The organism is Bradyrhizobium sp. C9 (assembly GCF_002532045.1).
Lineage (GTDB): Bacteria > Pseudomonadota > Alphaproteobacteria > Rhizobiales > Xanthobacteraceae > Bradyrhizobium.
Genome location: NZ_NWTG01000019.1, coordinates 72151 through 91673, shown reverse-complemented (window position 1 = coordinate 91673; position 19523 = coordinate 72151). Strand labels below are relative to the sequence as shown.

Annotated in this window: 15 protein-coding genes; 7 read left to right on the top strand and 8 right to left on the bottom strand. The window is 61.9% G+C overall.

Annotation, left to right across the window (positions count from 1 at the left end; translation table 11 throughout):
* Positions 1–2: 2 nt before the first annotated feature.
* The 3 genes from CO675_RS29330 to CO675_RS29320 all read left to right on the top strand — a co-directional run bounded on the left by CO675_RS29330 (position 3) and on the right by CO675_RS29320 (position 3775).
* A complete protein-coding gene (locus CO675_RS29330; RefSeq protein WP_097675262.1) occupies positions 3–1547 on the top strand; it encodes a SpoVR family protein in 1545 nt (514 codons plus the stop codon).
* A gap of 258 nt (positions 1548–1805) precedes the next feature.
* Positions 1806–2996, top strand: coding sequence for an ABC transporter substrate-binding protein (locus CO675_RS29325; RefSeq protein WP_097675261.1), 1191 nt, complete (start codon positions 1806–1808; stop codon positions 2994–2996).
* Positions 2997–3133: 137 nt separating this feature from the next.
* Positions 3134–3775 (top strand): STM3941 family protein, encoded by a 642-nt coding sequence (locus CO675_RS29320; RefSeq protein WP_143279166.1) that lies wholly within the window; start codon positions 3134–3136, stop codon positions 3773–3775.
* Here the strand turns inward: CO675_RS29320 and CO675_RS29315 are convergent.
* The 4 genes from CO675_RS29315 to CO675_RS29300 form a co-directional block, all read right to left on the bottom strand.
* Positions 3737–4792: a 2-oxoacid:ferredoxin oxidoreductase subunit beta gene (locus CO675_RS29315; RefSeq protein WP_097675259.1), complete on the bottom strand. Its 1056-nt coding sequence runs from the start codon at positions 4790–4792 to the stop codon at positions 3737–3739. The genes CO675_RS29320 and CO675_RS29315 overlap by 39 nt on opposite strands.
* Positions 4789–6636 (bottom strand): 2-oxoacid:acceptor oxidoreductase subunit alpha, encoded by a 1848-nt coding sequence (locus CO675_RS29310; RefSeq protein WP_198964784.1) that lies wholly within the window; start codon positions 6634–6636, stop codon positions 4789–4791. The genes CO675_RS29315 and CO675_RS29310 overlap by 4 nt, the downstream gene beginning before the upstream one ends.
* On the bottom strand, positions 6606–8405 hold the full coding sequence (locus tag CO675_RS29305) for an FAD-dependent oxidoreductase (protein ID WP_097675257.1): 1800 nt from the start codon (positions 8403–8405) through the stop codon (positions 6606–6608). Before CO675_RS29305 ends, CO675_RS29310 begins: the two co-directional genes overlap by 31 nt.
* A gap of 282 nt (positions 8406–8687) precedes the next feature.
* On the bottom strand, positions 8688–9359 hold the full coding sequence (locus tag CO675_RS29300; RefSeq protein WP_097675256.1) for a DUF4286 family protein: 672 nt from the start codon (positions 9357–9359) through the stop codon (positions 8688–8690).
* Between the two features lie 195 nt (positions 9360–9554).
* Here CO675_RS29300 and CO675_RS29295 point away from each other — a divergent pair, with 195 nt between their 5' ends.
* The 4 genes from CO675_RS29295 to CO675_RS29280 all read left to right on the top strand — a co-directional run bounded on the left by CO675_RS29295 (position 9555) and on the right by CO675_RS29280 (position 15555).
* Positions 9555–11837 carry a caspase family protein gene (locus tag CO675_RS29295; protein ID WP_097675255.1) on the top strand — a complete coding sequence of 761 codons (2283 nt, stop codon included), beginning with the start codon at positions 9555–9557 and terminating at the stop codon, positions 11835–11837.
* Between the two features lie 35 nt (positions 11838–11872).
* Positions 11873–13417, top strand: coding sequence for a DUF1800 domain-containing protein (locus CO675_RS29290; RefSeq protein WP_502693418.1), 1545 nt, complete (start codon positions 11873–11875; stop codon positions 13415–13417).
* 15 nt (positions 13418–13432) lie between these two features.
* Positions 13433–14626: a DUF1501 domain-containing protein gene (locus CO675_RS29285; protein ID WP_097675253.1), complete on the top strand. Its 1194-nt coding sequence runs from the start codon at positions 13433–13435 to the stop codon at positions 14624–14626.
* Positions 14627–14994: 368 nt separating this feature from the next.
* Positions 14995–15555 carry a hypothetical protein gene (locus CO675_RS29280; RefSeq protein ID WP_143279165.1) on the top strand — a complete coding sequence of 187 codons (561 nt, stop codon included), beginning with the start codon at positions 14995–14997 and terminating at the stop codon, positions 15553–15555.
* Positions 15556–15748: 193 nt separating this feature from the next.
* Here the strand turns inward: CO675_RS29280 and CO675_RS29275 are convergent, their stop codons facing one another.
* The 4 genes from CO675_RS29275 to CO675_RS29265 all read right to left on the bottom strand — a co-directional run bounded on the left by CO675_RS29275 (position 15749) and on the right by CO675_RS29265 (position 19519).
* A complete protein-coding gene (locus tag CO675_RS29275) occupies positions 15749–16924 on the bottom strand; it encodes a Shedu immune nuclease family protein (RefSeq protein ID WP_245452975.1) in 1176 nt (391 codons plus the stop codon).
* Positions 16925–16980: 56 nt separating this feature from the next.
* Complete coding sequence (locus tag CO675_RS29270) at positions 16981–18684, bottom strand: retron Ec67 family RNA-directed DNA polymerase/endonuclease (RefSeq protein WP_097675251.1); 1704 nt, start codon at positions 18682–18684, stop codon at positions 16981–16983.
* A 282-nt stretch (positions 18685–18966) separates the two neighbouring features.
* The gene (locus CO675_RS40200; RefSeq protein WP_143279164.1) at positions 18967–19215 is read right to left on the bottom strand and encodes a hypothetical protein; all 249 of its coding nucleotides are present in this window, start codon (positions 19213–19215) and stop codon (positions 18967–18969) included.
* Between the two features lie 13 nt (positions 19216–19228).
* Positions 19229–19519, bottom strand: coding sequence for a hypothetical protein (locus tag CO675_RS29265; protein ID WP_097675250.1), 291 nt, complete (start codon positions 19517–19519; stop codon positions 19229–19231).
* Positions 19520–19523: the final 4 nt, after the last annotated feature.

The following is a 19523-nucleotide window of genomic DNA, read 5'->3' as shown; positions in this document are numbered from 1 at the left end:
TAATGGGGTCTTCCGGCGAACTGCTGTTCGATGGCGCCGACTGGGATTTCCCGACGCTGCAGCGAATTCACGACGCCTGCGAGCAGATCGCGCGCAAGGAGCTCGGGCTCGACGTCTATCCCAACCAGATCGAGGTGATCACCGCCGAGCAGATGCTCGACGCTTATTCGTCGGTCGGGATGCCGCTGTTCTACAAGCACTGGTCGTTCGGCAAGCAGTTCGCCTTCCAGGAAGCGTCCTATCGCAAGGGCCTTATGGGCCTCGCCTATGAGATCGTGATCAACTCTTCGCCGTGCATCTCCTATTTGATGGAGGAGAACACCGCGACGATGCAGACGCTGGTGATCGCGCATGCGGCGTTCGGGCACAATCACTTCTTCAAGAACAACTATCTGTTCAAGCAGTGGACCGATGCCGACGGCATCCTCGACTACCTGGAATTCGCCAAGGGCTACATCGCGGTCTGTGAGGATCGCCACGGCCGCGAGACGGTGGAGCGGACGCTCGATGCCGCGCATGCACTGATGTCACACGGCGTCGACCGCTATCCCGGCAAGAAGACGCTCGACCTGCGTGCCGAGGAAAAGCGCGCCGGCGAGCGCCGGCAGCACGAGGAGTCCGTGTTCAACGATCTGTGGCGAACGGTGCCGAACACCAAGGCCAAGAGCAAGGCGACGCTCTCCGCCGAGCGGCGCCGCGCGCTGCTCGGACTGCCGCAGGAGAATATCCTCTATTTCCTCGAGAAGACCGCGCCACGCCTGGCGGGCTGGCAGCGCGAACTCATTCGCATCGTGCGTCACATCGCGCAGTACTTCTACCCGCAGGGCCAGACCAAGGTGATGAACGAGGGCACCGCGACCTACGTCCATTACCGCATCATGAGCCGGCTGCATCAGCAGGGACGGATCACCGACGGCAATTTCCTCGAATTCCTGCAGTCGCACACCAATGTGGTGTTTCAGCCCGAGTTCGACGATCGCCGCTATTCGGGCTTCAATCCATACGCGCTCGGCTTTGCCATGATGCAGGACATCGAGCGGATCGTGAAGACTCCGGAGGACGAGGACCGCGACTGGTTCCCCGACATTGCCGGCAAGGGCGACGTCGAGGGCGTGCTGCGCGACATCTGGAGCAACTACCGCGACGAGAGCTTCATCAACCAGTTCCTCTCCCCGGCGCTGATCCGGCGCTTCCGCATGTTCCATCTGCACGACGATCCTGCCGAAAGCCAGGGCATCAAGGTCGATGCGATCCATGACGAGCGCGGCTACCGCCGGGTGCGCCGCGAGCTGGCCCGGCAATACGACGTCGGTTTCGTCGACGCCAATATCGAGGTCATGGATGTCGATCTCGACGGCGATCGCCGCCTGATGCTGCGGCACACCACCGTGAAGGGTGCGCAGCTCAACGAGACCGATACGCGGCGCGTGCTGCAGCATCTCGCCGATCTGTGGTCTTACGACGTGGCCCTCACCGAACTCGACGGTACCGACAAGGTGCTGAAGGAATACGTCGTCAGCCCGCGCGCGGCTGCGGTCGCTGCCTGAGGATAACGTTCTCGCTGACATCAGCGCGGCGTACCCGCCGCGCGGAAGGCGAGTCTTGCATGATGAACCTTCGTGTCCATCGAAGGCCCGCATCGCGAACATCCCGGCAACATTCCAGATTTTGAATCGCATCATGTTCCACGCGCGAACGTGATTGCCGGCGTGCGGAAATCTCATTGATGTCCTCTTGGTGATTGCCTGCGCGGGCGCGATTGATAAGGTGCGCCGCGTCAAGAAAACCAAGAAAAGGATACGCTCTTGTCAACTCGCTCTCGTCTCGCGGGCTTTCTCGCCCTTACCACCCTGACGGCATCATCGATTCCGCCGTCCATCGCAGCAGATTCCGCAATCAAGATCGGAAACACCGCGCCCTATAGCGGCCCGGCGTCCGCCTACGGCACGATCGCGCGCGCCGAGGCCGCGTATTTCCAGATGCTCAACGACCAGGGCGGCATCACTGGCCGCAAGATCGAGTTCGAGAGTCTCGACGACGCCTATTCGCCATCGAAGACCGTCGAGCAGACCCGCAAGCTGGTCGAGCAGGACGAGGTGCTGGCGATCTTCAGCGCGGTCGGCACGGCGCCCAACATCTCCGTGCAGAAATATCTGAACATCAAGCACGTGCCGCAGCTGTTCGTATCGTCCGGCGCGACGCGCTGGAACGATCCGAAGCAGTTCCCATGGACGGTCGGTTTCAACCCCACCTACGAGCTCGAGGGCCGGCTCTATGCAAAGTACATCCTGAAGACCAAGCCGGACGCGAAGATCGCCGTCATCACGCCGAACGAAGACGCCGGCAAGGACTATCTCAGGGGCTTCAAGGACGGGCTCGGCGAGCATGTCGGCCAGATCGTCGCGGAGACCACGTACCTGACATCAGATCCGACCATCGATTCCCAGATGGTGACGATGCGGGAGTCCGGTGCCGACGTGTTCTTCGCCGAAGCGACGCCGAAATTCGCGGCGCAAGCGCTGCGCAAGGCGGCGAGCATGGGCTGGAAGCCGCTCACCATCCTGCCGACCGTCTCCAATTCGGTCTCTGCGGTGCTCGAGCCGGCCGGGCTCGAGAACGTCATCGGCGTGGTGACCGGGCTCTATCTGAAGGATCCGACCGACCCGCGCTGGGCCGACGATCCGGCGCAGAAGGAGTTTTCGGCCTGGATGAAGAAGTATCAGCCCAATGCGAGCCCGGGCGATCTCTTCAACGTGCAGGGCTACACGGTCGCGCAGGTGATGGCGGCGGTGCTGAAGAACTGCAACGGCGACTACAGCCGCGACAACATCATCAAGCAGGCGACCAACCTGAAAGCGCTGGAACTGCCGATGTTGCTGCCGGGCATCAAGGTGCAGACCGAGCCCGACAATGTGACGCCGATCCGCCAGATCCAGATGGCGCGGTTCGACGGCAAGTCCTGGGCGCTGTTCGGCGACGTCCTGAGCGACAAGTAGCCGGATGAACGCAAACCGGGCCTTCCGGCTGACTTCGGAAGGCCCGGTCCGAGACCATGCGTCAGTTCAACGCAAAGGTTTCGACTGGGCACATTTCGAGCCGTTGCCGAAATGCGATCTTAACGTGTGGCGGGTAAGTGTCGACAACCGGAGCCTTTGGTTGTCGAGAACGCGGTCCGAACATGCGGCCCGGCCAAGACCTTCCTGACGTCGAAATCGGCATTTCCTATTGGAAAACGCTCGGCCTGCTGGTCGCCAGTGCCGCGCTCTGGCTGATGACCTCAGCCGCCTTGTTCGGTTGGTTGCCATTCGAGGCGCCTGCGAACGCCTCCGCTGCTGCAGGCTATTGCGGCTTCATGCTCTTCGGGCTTTGCACCTGCATGTTTACCTCGCAGTTGCTGTCGCCCAACAGGACCGTCCTTGTCATCAGCCGCTACGGCATCCGCGACCTGCGAGCGACGTCGTTCAATCTCATCGCCTGGCAATCCGTTGAAGCCATCGATACCTGGCGGTCTCGCAGCTCGACGTACTTGGTGCTGAAACTGACACCGGCGGCGAAGGATCGGTTCGCTGCGGCAAGCTTGTTGCAGGCGGCGATGGCCGCGAACAAAATACTCGGACTGGACGGAATCCCGATCCGCGCGAGCATGCTCACGGTCAGCCCCGGCGAGTTGCTTGATATCTGCAAGACTTATCTCGCTGCGGCCCGCGGCAGCGAGATAGGACCGGCCGGGTTTCCGTCAGCGCAGGCTGGCGTTGATCTTGTCGAGCACGGCTGAGCCGGGGCAGAGCGCCTTCTCGTCCATCGTGTTGAGTGGCGTCTCCACGGTGTCGAGATGGGTGTGCAGGTCCTCGGCGTCGGGATCGACGTAAAGCAGCCCGGTGACGATCTGGCCCTTGGCGGCGTGCTTTTGCAGGAAGGTCTGGGCTCCGAGCCGATCGTGCGGATCGTAATCGGCGTCGAGCTTGCGCAGCGCGAGCCGCGTGCCGTCATGCTGCTCGACCACCTGCACAGTGCCGGGCGCATAGTCGACGCTGATCGGCTCGCGGCCGACCAGCACGTCGAGCCGGTTCACCGCGTCATTGTGCTCGCGGACATAGTCGAAGCTCTTGGTCGAGCCGGCGTGGTTGTTGAAGGCGATGCAGGGGCTGATCACGTCGATGAACGACGCGCCCTTGTGGCGGATCGCAGCGGCAATCAAGGGAACCAATTGCGTCTTGTCGCCGGAGAAGCTGCGCGCCACGAAGGTGGCCCCTAGCTGCAGCGCGATCGCGACCAGGTCGATCGCATTGTCGGTGTTGGTGACGCCCTTCTTGGACTTCGAGCCGCGGTCGGCGGTGGCCGAGAACTGGCCCTTGGTCAGACCGTACACGCCGTTGTTCTCGACGATGTAGGTCATGTTGACGGCGCGCCGGATCGAATGCGCGAACTGACCGAAGCCGATCGAGGCGCTGTCGCCGTCGCCGGAGACGCCGAGATAGATCAGGTCGCGGTTGGCGAGGTTGGCGCCGGTCAGCACCGACGGCATGCGGCCGTGCACGGAGTTGAAGCCGTGCGAATTGCCGAGGAAATAGTCCGGCGTCTTCGACGAGCAGCCGATGCCGGAAATCTTCGCCACCCGGTGCGGCTCGATCGAGAGCTCGTAGCAGGCTTCGATGATCGAGGCGGTGATCGAATCGTGGCCGCAGCCGGCGCACAGGGTCGAGATCTTCCCCTCGTAGTCGCGATGAGTATAGCCCAGCTCGTTCTTCTTCAGGCCGGGATGATGAAACTTCGGCTTTGCAATGTAGGTCATGTCACGGCCTTGCGGAGTGGGGTCACCTTGAGATGATCCTGGTGGTCGGCGATCGCGTTGGCGATGAAGCGCGCGGTGATCGGCGTGCCGTCATAGTGCAGGATCGGCACCAGCCGCACCGGGTCGATACCGTTCTCGTTGACGATCAGCTGACGGAGCTGCGCGTCGCGGTTCTGCTCGACCACGTAGACGAAGTCGTGATCGGCGATGAAGCTCGCCACGCTGGAGTGGAACGGGAAGGCGCGGATGCGCATGCGGTCGAGCTGATGGCCGCGCGCCTCGAGGATTCCGATCGCCTCGTCCATCGCGGGCGAGGTCGAGCCGAAATACAGCACGCCGTATTTGGTCGGCTTCGCCGCGTTGGCCTGCAGCGGCCGCGGCACCATGTCCTGCGCGGTCTCGAACTTGCGCACCAGGCGCTGCATGTTGTCGGCGTAAACGGCGCCTTCCTCGGAATAACGCGCGTAGCGGTCGCGCGAGGTGCCGCGGGTGAAGTAGGAGCCCTTGGTCGGATGCGTGCCGGGATAGGTGCGATAGGGGATGCCGTCGCCGTCGACGTCGAGATATCGGCCGAAGTCGCGGCCTTCCTCGAGCATCTCCGCCGTCATCACCTTGCCGCGGTCGTATTGCTTGGCATCGTCCCACTTCAGTGGACGGCACAGCCGGTGGTTCATCCCGATGTCGAGATCGAGCATCAGGAAGATCGTGGTCTGCAGCCGCTCGGCGAGATCGAAGGCGGCGGCGGCGAACTCGAACGCTTCCGCGGGATCTTCCGGGAACAGCAGCACGTGCTTGGTGTCGCCGTGCGAGGCATAGGCGCAGGCGATCACGTCGCATTGCTGGGTGCGGGTCGGCATGCCGGTCGAGGGACCGGCGCGCTGGATGTTCATGATCACGGCCGGGATCTCGGCGAAGTAGGACAGGCCGATGAACTCGGTCATCAGCGAGATGCCCGGACCCGAAGTCGCGGTGAAGGCCCGCGCGCCGTTCCAGGACGCGCCGATCACGATGCCGATCGAGGCGAGCTCGTCCTCGCCCTGCACGATGGCGTATTTCGCCTTGCCGGTCTCGGGATCGTGACGGTACTTCTTGCAGTGGCTGGTGAAGGCTTCCGCCACCGACGATGACGGCGTGATCGGATACCAGGCGCACACGGTGGCGCCGCCATAGACGGCGCCGAGCGCAGCGGCGCTGTTGCCTTCCACGAAGATGCGGTCGCCGACCTTGTCGGACTTCTTCACCCGGAGCCCGATCGGGCATTTCAGGTTCTGCAGCGCCCAGTCGCGGCCGAGATGCAGCGCATGGACGTTGGAGGAGAGCAGCTTCTCCTTGCCCTTGTATTGCTCGCCGATCAGCTGTTCGACGACCTTGGGATCGAGATCGAGCAGCGCGCAGAGCGCGCCGAGATAGATGATGTTCTTGAACAGCTGGCGCTGCCTGGGATCGGTGTAGGTCGAGTTGGTGATCGCGGTCAGCGGCACGCCGATCACCGTGATGTCCTCGCGGAATTTCGACGTCGGCATCGGCTTGGTCGAATCGTAGAACAGGTAGCCGCCGGGCTCGATCGAGGCGACGTCCTTGTCCCAGGTCTGCGGGTTCATCGCCACCATCATGTCGACGCCGCCGCGGGCGCCGAGATGGCCGTCCTCGGTGACGCGCACCTCATACCAGGTGGGCAGGCCCTGGATGTTGGAGGGGAAGATGTTGCGTGGCGACACCGGCACGCCGTGACGCAGGATCGAACGCGCGAACAGTTCGTTGGCGGAGGCCGAGCCCGAACCGTTGACGTTGGCGAAGCGGACGACGAAGTCGTTTACGCTGCTGATCGGGCTTTGGACTGACATGTTGATCCCGCTTGAACCATATCGATAAGGTACTTCTGCATGTCCCAGGCGCCGGTCGGGCAGCGCTCGGCACACAGGCCGCAATGCAGGCAGACGTCTTCGTCCTTCACCATGACGCGACCGGTCTTCAGGTCGCCGGAGACGTAGAGCGCCTGGTCGTGATGCGGCGAGGGCGCCTTCAGGCGCTGCCGTACGTCATCCTCTTCACCGTTCTCGGTGAAGGTGATGCAGTCCATCGGACAGATGTCGACGCAAGCGTCGCATTCGATGCAGAGCGGCGCGGAGAACACCGTCTGCACGTCGCAGTTCAGGCAGCGCTCCGCCTCGCCGAGCGCGAGCTTGAGGTCGTAGCCGAGCTCGACCTCGGCGCGGATGTCCTTCAGCGCGATCACCTTGTCGCGATGCGGTACCTTGAAGCGCTTGTCGGTGGAGATGTCGTTGTCGTAGCTCCACTCGTGGATGCCCATCTTCTGCGAGGAGACGTGCACCTCGGGCAGCGGACGCTCGTTGATGTCCTCGCCTGACAGCATCCGGTGGATGGACAGCGCGGCATCATGGCCGTGAGCCACCGCCCAGATGATGTTCTTCGGCCCGAACGCCGCGTCGCCGCCGAAGAACACCTTCGGATTGGTCGAGACGAACGTCTTGGGGTCGACCTTCGGCATGTGCCACTTGTCGAATTCGATGCCGCAATCGGCCTCGATCCACGGGAACGCATTCTCCTGGCCGACCGCAACGAGCACATCGTCGCAGGACACGGTCTCGTCAGGCTCGCCCGAGGGCACCAGATTACGCCGGCCCTTGGCATCGTACTCGGCCTTCACCTTCTGGAAGGTGACGCCGATCAGCTTGCCGGCCACATGCTTGAATGCCACCGGCACCATGTAGTTGAGGATCGGGATGTCCTCATGCAGGGCGTCTTCCTTCTCCCACGGCGAGGCCTTCATTTCCTCGAAGCCGGAGCGGACGATCACCTTGACGCTCTCGCCGCCGAGGCGGCGCGCGGTACGGCAGCAATCCATCGCGGTGTTGCCGCCGCCGAGCACGATGACGCGGCGGCCGATCTTTTCGACATGGCCGAACGACACGTTGGACAGCCACTCGATACCGATATGGATGTTGGCGGCGGCCTCCTTGCGGCCGGGAATGTCGAGCTCGCGGCCGCGCGGCGCGCCGCTTCCGACAAAGATCGCGTCATAGTTCTCGGAGAGCAGCTGCTTCAGGCTGTCGATGCGCTGGCCGCCTTTGAACTCGACGCCGAGGTTGAGGACGTAGTCGGTCTCCTCGTCGATCACGCTGTCGGGCAGGCGGAATTTTGGAATCTGGCTGCGCATCATGCCGCCGGCCTTGGGATCGCCGTCGAACACGGTGCAATGATAGCCGAGCGGCGCGAGATCGCGCGCCACCGCCAGCGAAGCGGGGCCGCCGCCGACCAGCGCGATGCGCTTGCCGTTCTTCGGGCCGGGTTTCGGCAGGCGGTGCTTGATGTCGTCCTTGAAGTCGGCGGCGACGCGCTTCAGGCGGCAGATCGCGACCGGCGTTTCCTCGACCCGGCCGCGGCGGCATGCTGGCTCGCAGGGTCGGTCACAGGTGCGCCCGAGAATCCCGGGGAACACGTTGGACTTCCAATTGATCATGTAGGCGTCGCTGTAACGCCCCTCAGCAATCAACCGGATGTACTCGGGAACGGGGGTGTGTGCGGGGCAAGCCCATTGGCAATCGACTACTTTATGAAAGTAATCCGGCGCCGAGATATCAGTCGGTTTCATTCCTACCTTTGACCCGCGCGAAAATGCCTACCCGCGCGGCCTTATCGTTGACGACGAACGCTCACGTGGCGTTGTTCTGGTTTTTGAATTGGATCATAGGCTTATCTTATTAGAGCCGTTCCAGAGAAGGCAAAGGCTAAATTGTCCGATCATCAGCTTTCGCGCGGCTGATGCGCGTGTAGCGTTAATCTCGATTGCGTTATGTGGCGGTGCAGCATTATCCGCACCGCATACCGCTCGTGTTTGAGCATGATCTCCGCGCAAGCACTGCGCGCGATCGCTTCATCCGCGCGGAAGATCGCTCTTCGTAACATCCCACAACAGCCGGTAGACGCCGCTGGTGACCACCAGCGGCTTCAAGGCTGCGTTGCCGGTGATGCTTGCCGCGGCTGCAGGCACCGCGCCGATATCGGTGGCGTCGATCAGGACGAACCAGTCGCCGGCACCAGGATCGGCTTTCCCGGCGTCCGGCGTCAGCGGCTTCGACAGCACAGGGTCATTCTCGAGCAGATGCATCGAAATGATGCCGTCGCGCGCGGCTGGATCAAGCTGCTCCCGCAATGCAGCGCGGAGTTTGTCCGCGCCGTCGGCCGGCGGGCGCAGGCGGATGATGCCGAGCGCTGCGCCGCGGCCGACGCCGCGGCTGATGGTGATGCGCGCGACCCCGCGGATCATGTTCTGGAAGCGCGCGATGTTGGCCTTCGACCAGTCGGTCTGGTTGGCGAGCGCCTTGCGGTAGACGGGGCTTTCGAGCACGTCGAAGGTCGCGGTCGAGTAGAGGCTGAGATATTTCGGCTTGCCGTCATGGGCGACGTAGCGGCGGGCCTCCAGGAAGCCGTCGATCGCGACTCGTTCCTCGAGATGCTCGCGATCGTACCAGCGGTTGAATTCAGCTTCGTGTAAGCTGTCGATATCCATCGAGGTCAGCAGCATGCCTTGTCCGGCGATCGGCATCGAGTGTTCCTTTTTTGCCTGTTTTATCTGCGTAATATCGCCTGATCGCGCGCGCCCGGGAAGCCGCTTCCGGGGTGCCCGCGACCGTGCAGACCAAGGATTGCCACAATTGCCGCAATCCTGTTCAGCGCGCATTCACGGAAGTAGCCTTTCCATCCGTAACGCCAACTCCTGAGAAGAAAAGGGACGACCACTATGACGCGCATTCTGTGGGCATTGATCGTCGGTCTGGTGTCGCTCTCGTCGCTTCCCGTCCATGCGCAGGATCAGGAAAAACGCCTCGCGCTAGTGGTCGGCAACGGCGCCTATCAGGCCGGTGCGTTGCAGACCGCCGCAAACGATGCCGGCCTGATCGCGCAGACATTGCAGGCCGCCGGCTTCGATGTGGTCGGGGCGCGCGATCTCGACGGCGAGACGCTGCGCAAATCGTTCCGCGATTTCATCCAGAAGGTGCAGGATGCGGGGCCCAATGCGGTGGCCTTCGTCTATCTTGCCGGCTACGGCGTGCAGCTGACCGGCGAGAACTACTTCGTGCCGGTCGACGCCAAGATCGCCCGCGACACCGACATCCCGGTCGAGGCGATTCGCCTCTCCGACTACAGCCATCAGCTCTCGGCATTGCCGATCAAGGCCGGCGTCATCGTGCTCGATGCGGCGCGCAGCAATCCCTTCGCCAAGGACGGCCAGCCGCTGGCCGGCGGCCTTGCGCTGGTCGATCCCGACCCCAAGATGCTGATCGCCTTCAATTCGGCGCCCGGCACCGTCGCCCCTGACGGTGCGCCGCCTTACGGGCCCTATGCGCAGGCGCTGGCGGAAATGATTCGCGCCGGCGGCCTGACCCTGCCGGAGGTGTTCGACCGCGTTCGCCTGCGCGTCAACGAGATGACCAAGGGCGCCGAGATCCCGTGGAATGCCCAGAAGGTCGACGCGCCCTTCATGTTCTTCGAGCGCAAGCCGGACGCGCCGCCGCAGCAGGTCGATGCCGGACTGCGCACCAAGCCGATCCGCGATTTCCCGGCGCAGGACGCCTATGCCGCGGCGCTGGAGCGCGACACGCTGCAAGGCTACGAGGATTATCTGCAGGCCTATCCGACCGATCCGCTGGCCAAGCGCGTGCGCGCGATCGTGGCGGCACGGCGCGAGGCCATCACCTGGCGGCGCACCTACAACGCCGACACGCCTGATGCGTATTGGTCGTATCTGCGGCGTTATCCGCGCGGGCCGCATGCCTACGACGCCCGGCGCCGGCTGGCCTATCTGTCGGCCGCGCTGGAGCCGCCGCCGCAATTCGCAGCGATCGACTACGACGTGCCGCCGCCGCCGCCCGACGAGATCGTCTATGTCGATCGTCCGGTGCTGTACTACAGCGATCCGGTGTTCGCCTTCGCACCGCCTCCGCCGCCGCCGATCTTCTTCCTGCCGCCGCCGCCGCCGGACTTCGTCGTGCTGCCGCCGCCGCCGCCGCCGATCGGCCTGTTCGTGCTGCCGACGCCGTTCTTCGTGGCGATGCCGGCCTATGTCGCCGCACCGGCCTACGTCGTGCCGCCGCAGAACAACATCGTGTTCAACAACATCCACAACACGACGGTCATCAACACGGTGATCAACAATCCCAACCCGACGCCGGCGCAGCTCCATGCAGCCGGGGTCACGGCGGCAATGGGCGGCGCACCGGTCACGGCGGCACCGCAGCTGCCGGCCGCGGCGATGCAGCGCGCCAATCTGACGCCGGCCGGCGTCACGCCGGCACAAGGCGCGGCCATGGGAGCGCCCGGCGCTGCGCCGAACGCGGCCGCCGCGCCGAACGCGATGGGTGCGCACACTCTGCCGGGCGCCAAGAATGGACCGCCGCTGCCGCAGTCGGCGACCGCGCCGGCCAATCCCGCGCAGCAGCACGGTGCCGTGCAGCCGGGCACCGTGCAACCGGGCGCCGCGCAGCCGGGTGCAAAGCCGAACGCGGTGACGCCAGGCAAGCCGGCGACAGCCATGGCGCCTGCCAACGCGCAGCCGGCTCCGCCGACCAAGCCCGGCGCCGCCCCCACGACCAACGCGCCGGCCGCGCCCGGGACCGCCGGCAAGCCGGGCGCGCAACCGCTCTCGCATGCCGCGACCGCGCCGACCACGAACGTGAAGCCCGCGGCGGCGCCGTCGCCCGGGAGCCGCACGCCGCCGGCACGGCAGACGCCGGCTATGCGTTCGGCACCCGCGCATGCCGCGGTGTCGCCTCCGCCGGTCTCGCGGCCCGCGCCGGCGCGGGTCGCAGCTCCGCCCCGCCCGGCTCCGCCGCCCCGCGCCGCCGCCGTTGCGCCGCATCCGGCGCCGGCTCCGCGCGCCGCCCCGCCGCCGCCACCACGGCCGGCCGTGCAGGCGCAACGCGCAGCACCGCCGCCGCGAATGGCCGCGCCGCCGCCGAGACCCGCCGCAGCAGCACCCCGCGCCGCCGCGCCGGCATGTCCTCCCGGCAAGTGCAAACACTGAGGGCATGACACCATGAACCGGGCAGGTCAGCCTTCATGAGCATCACGGCCACACTCGGATCGCGGACAGTGGCGAAACTGATGATCGGCACGATCGCGGGGCTGGTGATTTTCCACCAGCCGGCGCGGGCGGCCGAACTGGCGGCGCAGGACATCGCGCTGCTCGACCGCCTGACCTGGGGTGTCAGCGCCTCGAGCGCAGCGCATCTGCGCGAGGTCGGCACCGAACGCTGGCTGCAGGAGCAACTGCATCCGGCCAACGCCGCATTGCCGGCCGCCGTGCAGAAGCAGATCGAGGCGATGCCGGACGTGCATCGCTTCCCGTTCGACATCGCCGCCTCGTTCGACCAGCAGGGCAAATCCGCCAACCAGGTCGCCGATCCGGAGCAGAAGAAGGCGGCGCAACAGGTCTATCAGCAAGCTATGAACGACCGCGCCAGGCAGGCCGCGGCCCGCACCATCCTGCACGCGCTCTATGCGCCGGATCAATTGCGCGAACGCCTGACCTGGTTCTGGTTCAACCACTTCAATGTCCACCAGTACAAGGCCAACATCCGCGTGCTGGTCGGCGACTACGAGGATCGCGCGATCCGCGCCAACGCGCTCGGCAAATTCCGCAACCTGCTGTCGGCGACGCTGCATCATCCCGTGATGTTGCGTTACCTCGACAATGCCGACAACGCCGCCGGCCACCTCAACGAGAACTACGCCCGCGAGATCATGGAGCTGCACACCATGGGCGTCGGCTCCGGCTACACCCAGGCCGATGTCGAGGCGCTGGCGCGGATCCTCACCGGCGTCGGCATCGACTTCAAGCCGGAGGATCCGAAGCTGAAGCCCGAGCAGCAATCCCAGCTGGTCCGCGAGGGCGCCTTCGAGTTCAATCCGGCGCGCCACGATTTCGGCGACAAGACCTTCCTCGGCCATCAGATCAAGGGCCGCGGCCTCGCCGAGGTCGACGAGGCTCTCGACATCCTGTGCCGTCATCCCGCGACCGCTACGCACATCGCAAAGCAGCTTGCGACCTATTTCGTGTCCGACAATCCGCCGGCCGCACTGGTGCAGCAGATGGCGCAGACCTTCCAGAAGACCGACGGCGATATCGCGGCCGTGATGTCGACGCTGGTTCATGCGCCGGAATTCGCCGCCAGCCTGAAGGGCGGCGCCAAGTTCAAGGACCCGATGCTCTACGTGATGTCGTCGGTGCGGCTCGCCTATGACAGCAAGGTCGTCCTCAACACGCTGCCGATCCAGGGCTGGCTCAACCGCCTGTCCGAGGGCCTGTTCAATCACGAGACGCCCGACGGCTATTCGATGCTTTCGGCGGCCTGGAACGGTCCCGGGCAGATGATGCTGCGTTTCGAGATCGCGCGCGCGATCGGCTCGGGATCGGCCGGGCTGTTCAAGCCGAACGAGCCCAACGCGGTCGACCAGCCGGCGTTTCCGCTGGTCATGAATGGACTCTATTTTAGCAACATCCGGCAGACGCTGAGCCCGACCACGCTCGCCGCGCTCGACCAGGCCGTCTCGCCGCAGGACTGGAACACGCTGTTTCTGTCGTCCCCCGAGTTCATGCACTGAAAGGGAGGTTCGCCAATGGACCGCCGCGAACTGATCAAGGCCTTCGCCGCTTCCGCCTCGCTCACCCTTGCCGGCCGGGTCTGGGCGGCGCCCGCGACCGACGCGCGCCTGCTCGTGGTGTTCTTGCGCGGCGCCTACGACGCCGCCAATGTGGTGGTGCCGGTCGGCAGCGAGTTCTATTACGCCTCGCGCCCGACGCTCGCGGTCGCGCGGCCCGACGCCGGCAATCCGAATGCGGCGCTGGCGCTCGACGCCGGATGGGGGCTGCATCCGGCGCTGCGCGATTCGATCTATCCGTTGTGGGCCAAGCGCGAGATCGCGTTCGTCCCGTTTGCCGGCACCAGCGACGATCTCTCGCGCAGCCATTTCGAAACCCAGGACACGATCGAACTCGGGCAGGCGGTCGGCGGCAGCCGCGACTACCGCTCCGGCTTCATGAGCCGGCTGGCGACCGAATTGACGCGGGTGAAGCCGATCTCCTTCACCGATCAATTGCCGCTGATCTTCCGCGGCCAGAACCAGATCCCGAACATCGGCATCGCCAGCGTCAGCAAGCCCGGCGTCGACGACCGGCAGGCCCGGCTGATCCGGGAGATGTACGCGAAGGGCGATCTCGCCAATTCGGTGTCGGAAGGCTTTCGGGTCCGCGACGACGTCTACAAATCGGTCTCCGAGGAGATGATGGCGGCCAATCGCGGTGCCGTGTCGCCGCGCGGCTTTGAATTATCGGCGCGGCGGATCGGCCGCCTGATGCGCGAGCAGTTCAACCTCGGCTTCGTCGACGTCGGCGGCTGGGACACCCACGTCAACCAGGGCGCGGCGACCGGCTATCTCGCCGACCGGCTCGGCGAACTCGGCAGGGGCCTCGCCGGCTTCTCCGAAGAGATCGGCCCGGCGATGTGGCGCGACACCGTCGTGGTCGTGATCTCCGAATTCGGCCGCACCTTCCGCGAGAACGGCGACCGCGGCACCGATCATGGCCACGGCAGCGTCTACTGGGTGATGGGTGGCGGCATCAACGGCGGCCGCATGGCCGGCGAGCAGGTCCAGGTCGCGCAGGCGACGCTGTTCCAGAACCGCGATTTCCCTGTTCTGACCGACTACAAGGCGTTCTTCGCCGGCCTGATCCAGCACGTCTACGGCCTGCAGCAGGCGAGCCTCGAGCGCATCTTCACCGGCATCAAGCCGAAGGACCTGAACCTGGTTTGAAGGCGCACTGCCAAAATATCGAAAACAACCCCATGCAAAGTAGCCGTCAGTTGCCGATGTTCGACCCGGCAACTTGACACGTCGGGCAACTCAGCGGTATTTTTCCATTATTCCGAAAATCGTGCAATGGCAGGCCGCCTGACCGGCGAGCAAATCCAGATCGCGCCAGAACCGCGACTATTCGGTGCTGACCGATTGCCCGGCGTTCTTCGCCGTCAGCACGTCTTCTCGAACAGCGGTCGCTGGGAGTATCCGTCCCCAACTTCAATTCATCGTCCCTGCGCCGATCCTCGACCGGGACGCGTTACGATGATACACAATGGCACAACCGCAGGCCGCAATCCGATGCCTGCACATTTGACGGTTCAGTGAATTTGCTGAAGGCAGGAAAGATTTTTCTCTTGGTGTCAGGTTGGATCGCGACGCTATTCGTCGGGGTTCTCGACCTGCCTCAAAAAATACATTCGTTCTTCGAGGCATTTCCGAATGCCAAGGAAGATGTTGCAACTTGGTGGAATCTCAATACCGAATTTACCGGCTCATGGACAAACGAGGGCGATATAACCTCAACAGGCGATGTGATGCCAGTTGCGCTGAGAATGCGCGTTTACGGTGGCAGAGTGGACGGCGAGATATGGTCCAACGGTTTGAGTGACGCAATTCATCCCGTCATTCTCTTAGGCGGCGACCTCCGTCAGGGCAGACTCGACGCTTACGCTTTCGACTTCATAGGTGGGAAGGAGGTTGTTTATGCGACGTTCAAGATCGAGAAAAAGGGCGACAATCTGTTTCTGAAAACACTCGAACAGCCGGTCCAGCTGTTTCCGACGGAAGCTGAGCTTTTTGCTAACCCAGATGCTTTGAAGGAGAAGCCACTCACCAATTTCGACTTGATTCAGAAGATGCTCAAATCGCCGAAGAAAAATTGATGCATGCCGCTCGTCGTGGAGAGGATCATGGGTGCAAAGCTGGGCGGAGCCGGGCGGCCACGGGAGCTGGCGAGACTGTTCGAGGTGTGACGGCGGGCGTTCGATGCTCACGACGCGGCGGCAAACGATAGCGCCCGAAGGGCGATAGATGCGCTAGTCGCAGGTCGGGAGCCGCCGATTTCGGGAGTGCAATTCATTTCTCCTCGGCGCCGTGATCGACGATAAATCGTGCTCGCTGCAGCAGCTCGTCGAACGTTACGATCTCGGGACGCCATGTATTCCGACGATAAAGCTCAAAAGATCGAAACTTGGGTACGTTCACCCCGTTGTTTGTCTGAAACTCTCCGAGCGAGCCGACTACGAGGCATGATCGGGGCTCAATATTGAACAAGACCTCGCCGGTCGGGTCGCCCATATCATCGCGCGGTAGCAGTCGCTGACCAATAGACTCGACAGCAGCGTGAACAGTCGCCTGTATCTGGGACACGCCGCTCGCAAGCTCTGTCGATGGTGGCCAAGCGTCTGGTCGATATGAGCTCGGACCCAACAGGGCGGTATCGTGCCTCTTAATTTCGACAAAGCACAATGAATTGACGATCCCTCGCGTCTTCATAAGCGCATCGGACCGCTTACCAGCTCCGGTAAGGTCGCGGCCACGCACGATCTGCTCCAGCTTTCCTTCATCCAATTTTGACAAGAATTGGTACGAAAGCCCGTACCCAAATATCCAAGTGTTCGCCTCGAAGAACTTTTGCCAAACGTCTTCTGGTTTGCATTGGAGTCGGCTCCTCTCACTGGCGAAGAAGTCCGGGACATTTAGCAAGTTCTCGAAATAGCGCAGTTGTTTCCGGCGATAGCCAACTGCGATGAGATCGCGGGTTACCTCCTCTTGCTGCGCCAGCTCCAAGAATAACTCCGAATTCTCTTTGAAAATGCGTCGAGCCTGGCCTTGATCGAGGATAATCTCTCGCAACACTTCATCCGGAAGGTGGATCTTGGCCGCATCATCGAGCGGCACCGTCTTTACGCCTGCGATGAAATTGATAAGCGTCTCGATCTCATTACCTACGAATGAAAAATACTGTCTGTCTTGCGGTCCTGTCTTTAGGTATCGCTGGATGGTGAGAGTTCGAATAGATCGATCATCCTCCAGAAAAGTGGCCTTAATCTCGTAGCGGCCACCCGGCGTCCGTCGAAGTGTCACCTCGTCCTTGATGCGCGCGAACGTTAACCCCGGCTGACCATCTATGATATGCGATGCGATGCGCATCTTCTCGCCGGTGAATCCTCCGGTGAAGCGTCGACCTATGATGGTCTTGTCTGTTCTTCGTTGGAAGAACATCTCTCTGTCATCGTAATCGTCGGCCACAATGCGCCACCCAATGCAAAGGAGGTATTAGCCGGTTGAAAATGCGAGGCAGCAAATTATGCCGCAGCCGCCTTTACGGCAGCGGCCGCAGCACCTGCAGATACGCGTGAAGCGAAATCCTTTCGAGCGTCTGATATGGCTTGCAGAAGCGGTTCAAATCCAGCGAAATTTATCTTAGCACGTTCCGGTTTCACGATTTGCGTCGCGAAATCAAATTTCGAGTACCACTTGCTGAGATCCTTCTGTTTCCCGGTTCTATCGAACGCCCTGCCGTTGATAGTTCTTGTAAGAAGGACGGCCTCGAAGAGATCCTCGATCGCAGCTGCCACCCCGGCCTTCGGTATTGGCACAACGTAGAGGTTGTCAAATACGTGGTAAAATGGGTCCATCCCGCCCACTGGCTTTCCGAGTATACCCGCCAAGTGTCTGAATAACCCGTTTGATCCCGAGTCGTTGTCGACCACCATGAATACAGGCTGCGTCGGGCCGTGCTTGAAGGATGACGCTCGCGCTCGATAGGAGCCCAACAGCTTGTTGAGCTCTCCGGTGCCTCCGGATAAATCCTGAAACGTCGCCGACGTGTCGGTGTAGTAGAAAAAGTCGATGTTCAGTCCCGCCTTTGGGTCAGGATGGATGAACTGAGGAAACTTCGCGCTCAGCGCGCCGATGGCGCATCGGAGATAAATATTATCCGTTTTACCTTCGCAAATTATTCGCGGACGCGTCAGCCCATAGAAGGCTCTGTAGTCCAGAAACTGTCGATACAATTGGTAGAAGCTTTTCTGCTCTAGCTTCCAGTCAACGGTCTTGAGACGGCGGATGTGGTATATAAAGCTCATTGTACCTTCCAAGGCCGCATCCGACAGCGCCGTCTTGTCGTGATCCGAATAGCAAAAGCCATGTTGAAACAGGTGGTGACATTTTGCTCGGGCAGCCTTGTAGTATTCGTTTCGAACGTTGACCTTCTTGTTAACAATCAACCCAGTTGCATCTTGGCGGGAATCTCTCCGCTGCATCCGTGTCTTGTCATGATTGAGCTTAAAGCCAGATCGATACACGTATCGGATGAGGCTATCTCCCGGCACCCAAGCGCTGGTGTTGCCTGATACGAGCCGCGCGATCGAAGGCGGGAACTCCTTCTCATTTGTAGAGAATGTCAGGTCGTCGACGTAGCGGGTGTACGTGCAGTTTGCATTGCGCGCGATCCTGTTCAGATGAATGTCAAGGACGTGTGCGATCAGATTTGAAATGACCGGCGAGCACGGACTGCCTTGCGGTAGCTGATTATTGTGGCAGGCTATTTGCGCAATTATGGTAGCCACCTTGGGCTCGAGCGCGAAGTTTCGATCTCTCGTGAGAAATCCCAACACTCTTCCAAAATTGATGGAAGGAAAAAAGTCCTTTAGGTCGGCATTGAAGACGTAACGCTTGTTGCGGTGCGCGGCAGCATTCGTCACGATCGAATACCCACGCTTGAACCCATGCGAGAGCCTGCACTGACTCTTCGAACGACTGCCTTCGAGCTCGATGTGAATATCCAAAAGTAACTTGGCGAGCTTGGTCTGGATCACTTTCAGATAGTTCTTCGGAGCCGTGATAATTCTGCGTCCGCCGCCTCTCTTGGGAATTGTGAAGCTTTCGTACTTCTGATCTTCCGTCAGCCAATAAAGAGCGTAAGAAAGACCATGGGGTTGGACACCTATGACGCGCGCCAGTTGCGGCAGCGTCTTGGCGCCTCTCAGTTGCGAGAGCTTCGTCATGAGAGAATAGCCGGCCTGCGGATACTCGTACGCCAGATGTGTCGTCCGATCATAGCGATCTGCAAGGAGCGCGCATTACCCGTGGCATTCATATCAACTGTCGCGAAGCACAACAGAAAAATCTATCCGCAAGCCGTAGTTGCAGTTGACCAAGGGCCTCGCGTGTAAGCAAGTTCAAGAGTCAGTTATCAACAGGAGCAGAAAGTATACCTGCGGCCAATAGTCATAACCGGTTCATAGCGACGACGTTCAACAGCGAGCTATTGCCAGGCGCGGCCTGATTCATCCTAGCAAGGAGTGCAGCCCAACGCCTGCTACATAGAACACCGCCGCCTGAACGGTATTGATGATGGAAATTCGAACAAGGTAAGCTAGGGGGCCGCCGGTTGCGACTTGCATTGGGCGCGTTCCGAAATACATCAAATTCCAGATTGCCAATGCGCCGCCAATGAGGACCACTGTGTACAGTGGCCATCCTTTATAACCGCCGTAGGCAGCAAACCCGACTACAATAACCAACAACTTTTGCACGTGTAGCTTCCGGTCAAAAATATCCAGCGTGCACACCTGCACGCCAGGCCGCCCACGAGAGCACGCCAATCATTATTGCCTTGGTTATCACGAGGCTCTTTATTCCAGAGTTGAAGAAGTCGACTGGGAGGTTCGCCTCGATGCGTTTGCGCAGATACCAATCGGGATCGATAATGGCTCTCAAAGCTCCCCCCGCGTGATTGATGATTCCAATTGCACTGATCCAAAAGGAGAGCTTGTACTCGCCGATCACCGAGAAGAATCCAGCAGCTCCCAAGAAAAAATAATCGGTTACGTGGGTCATTCGA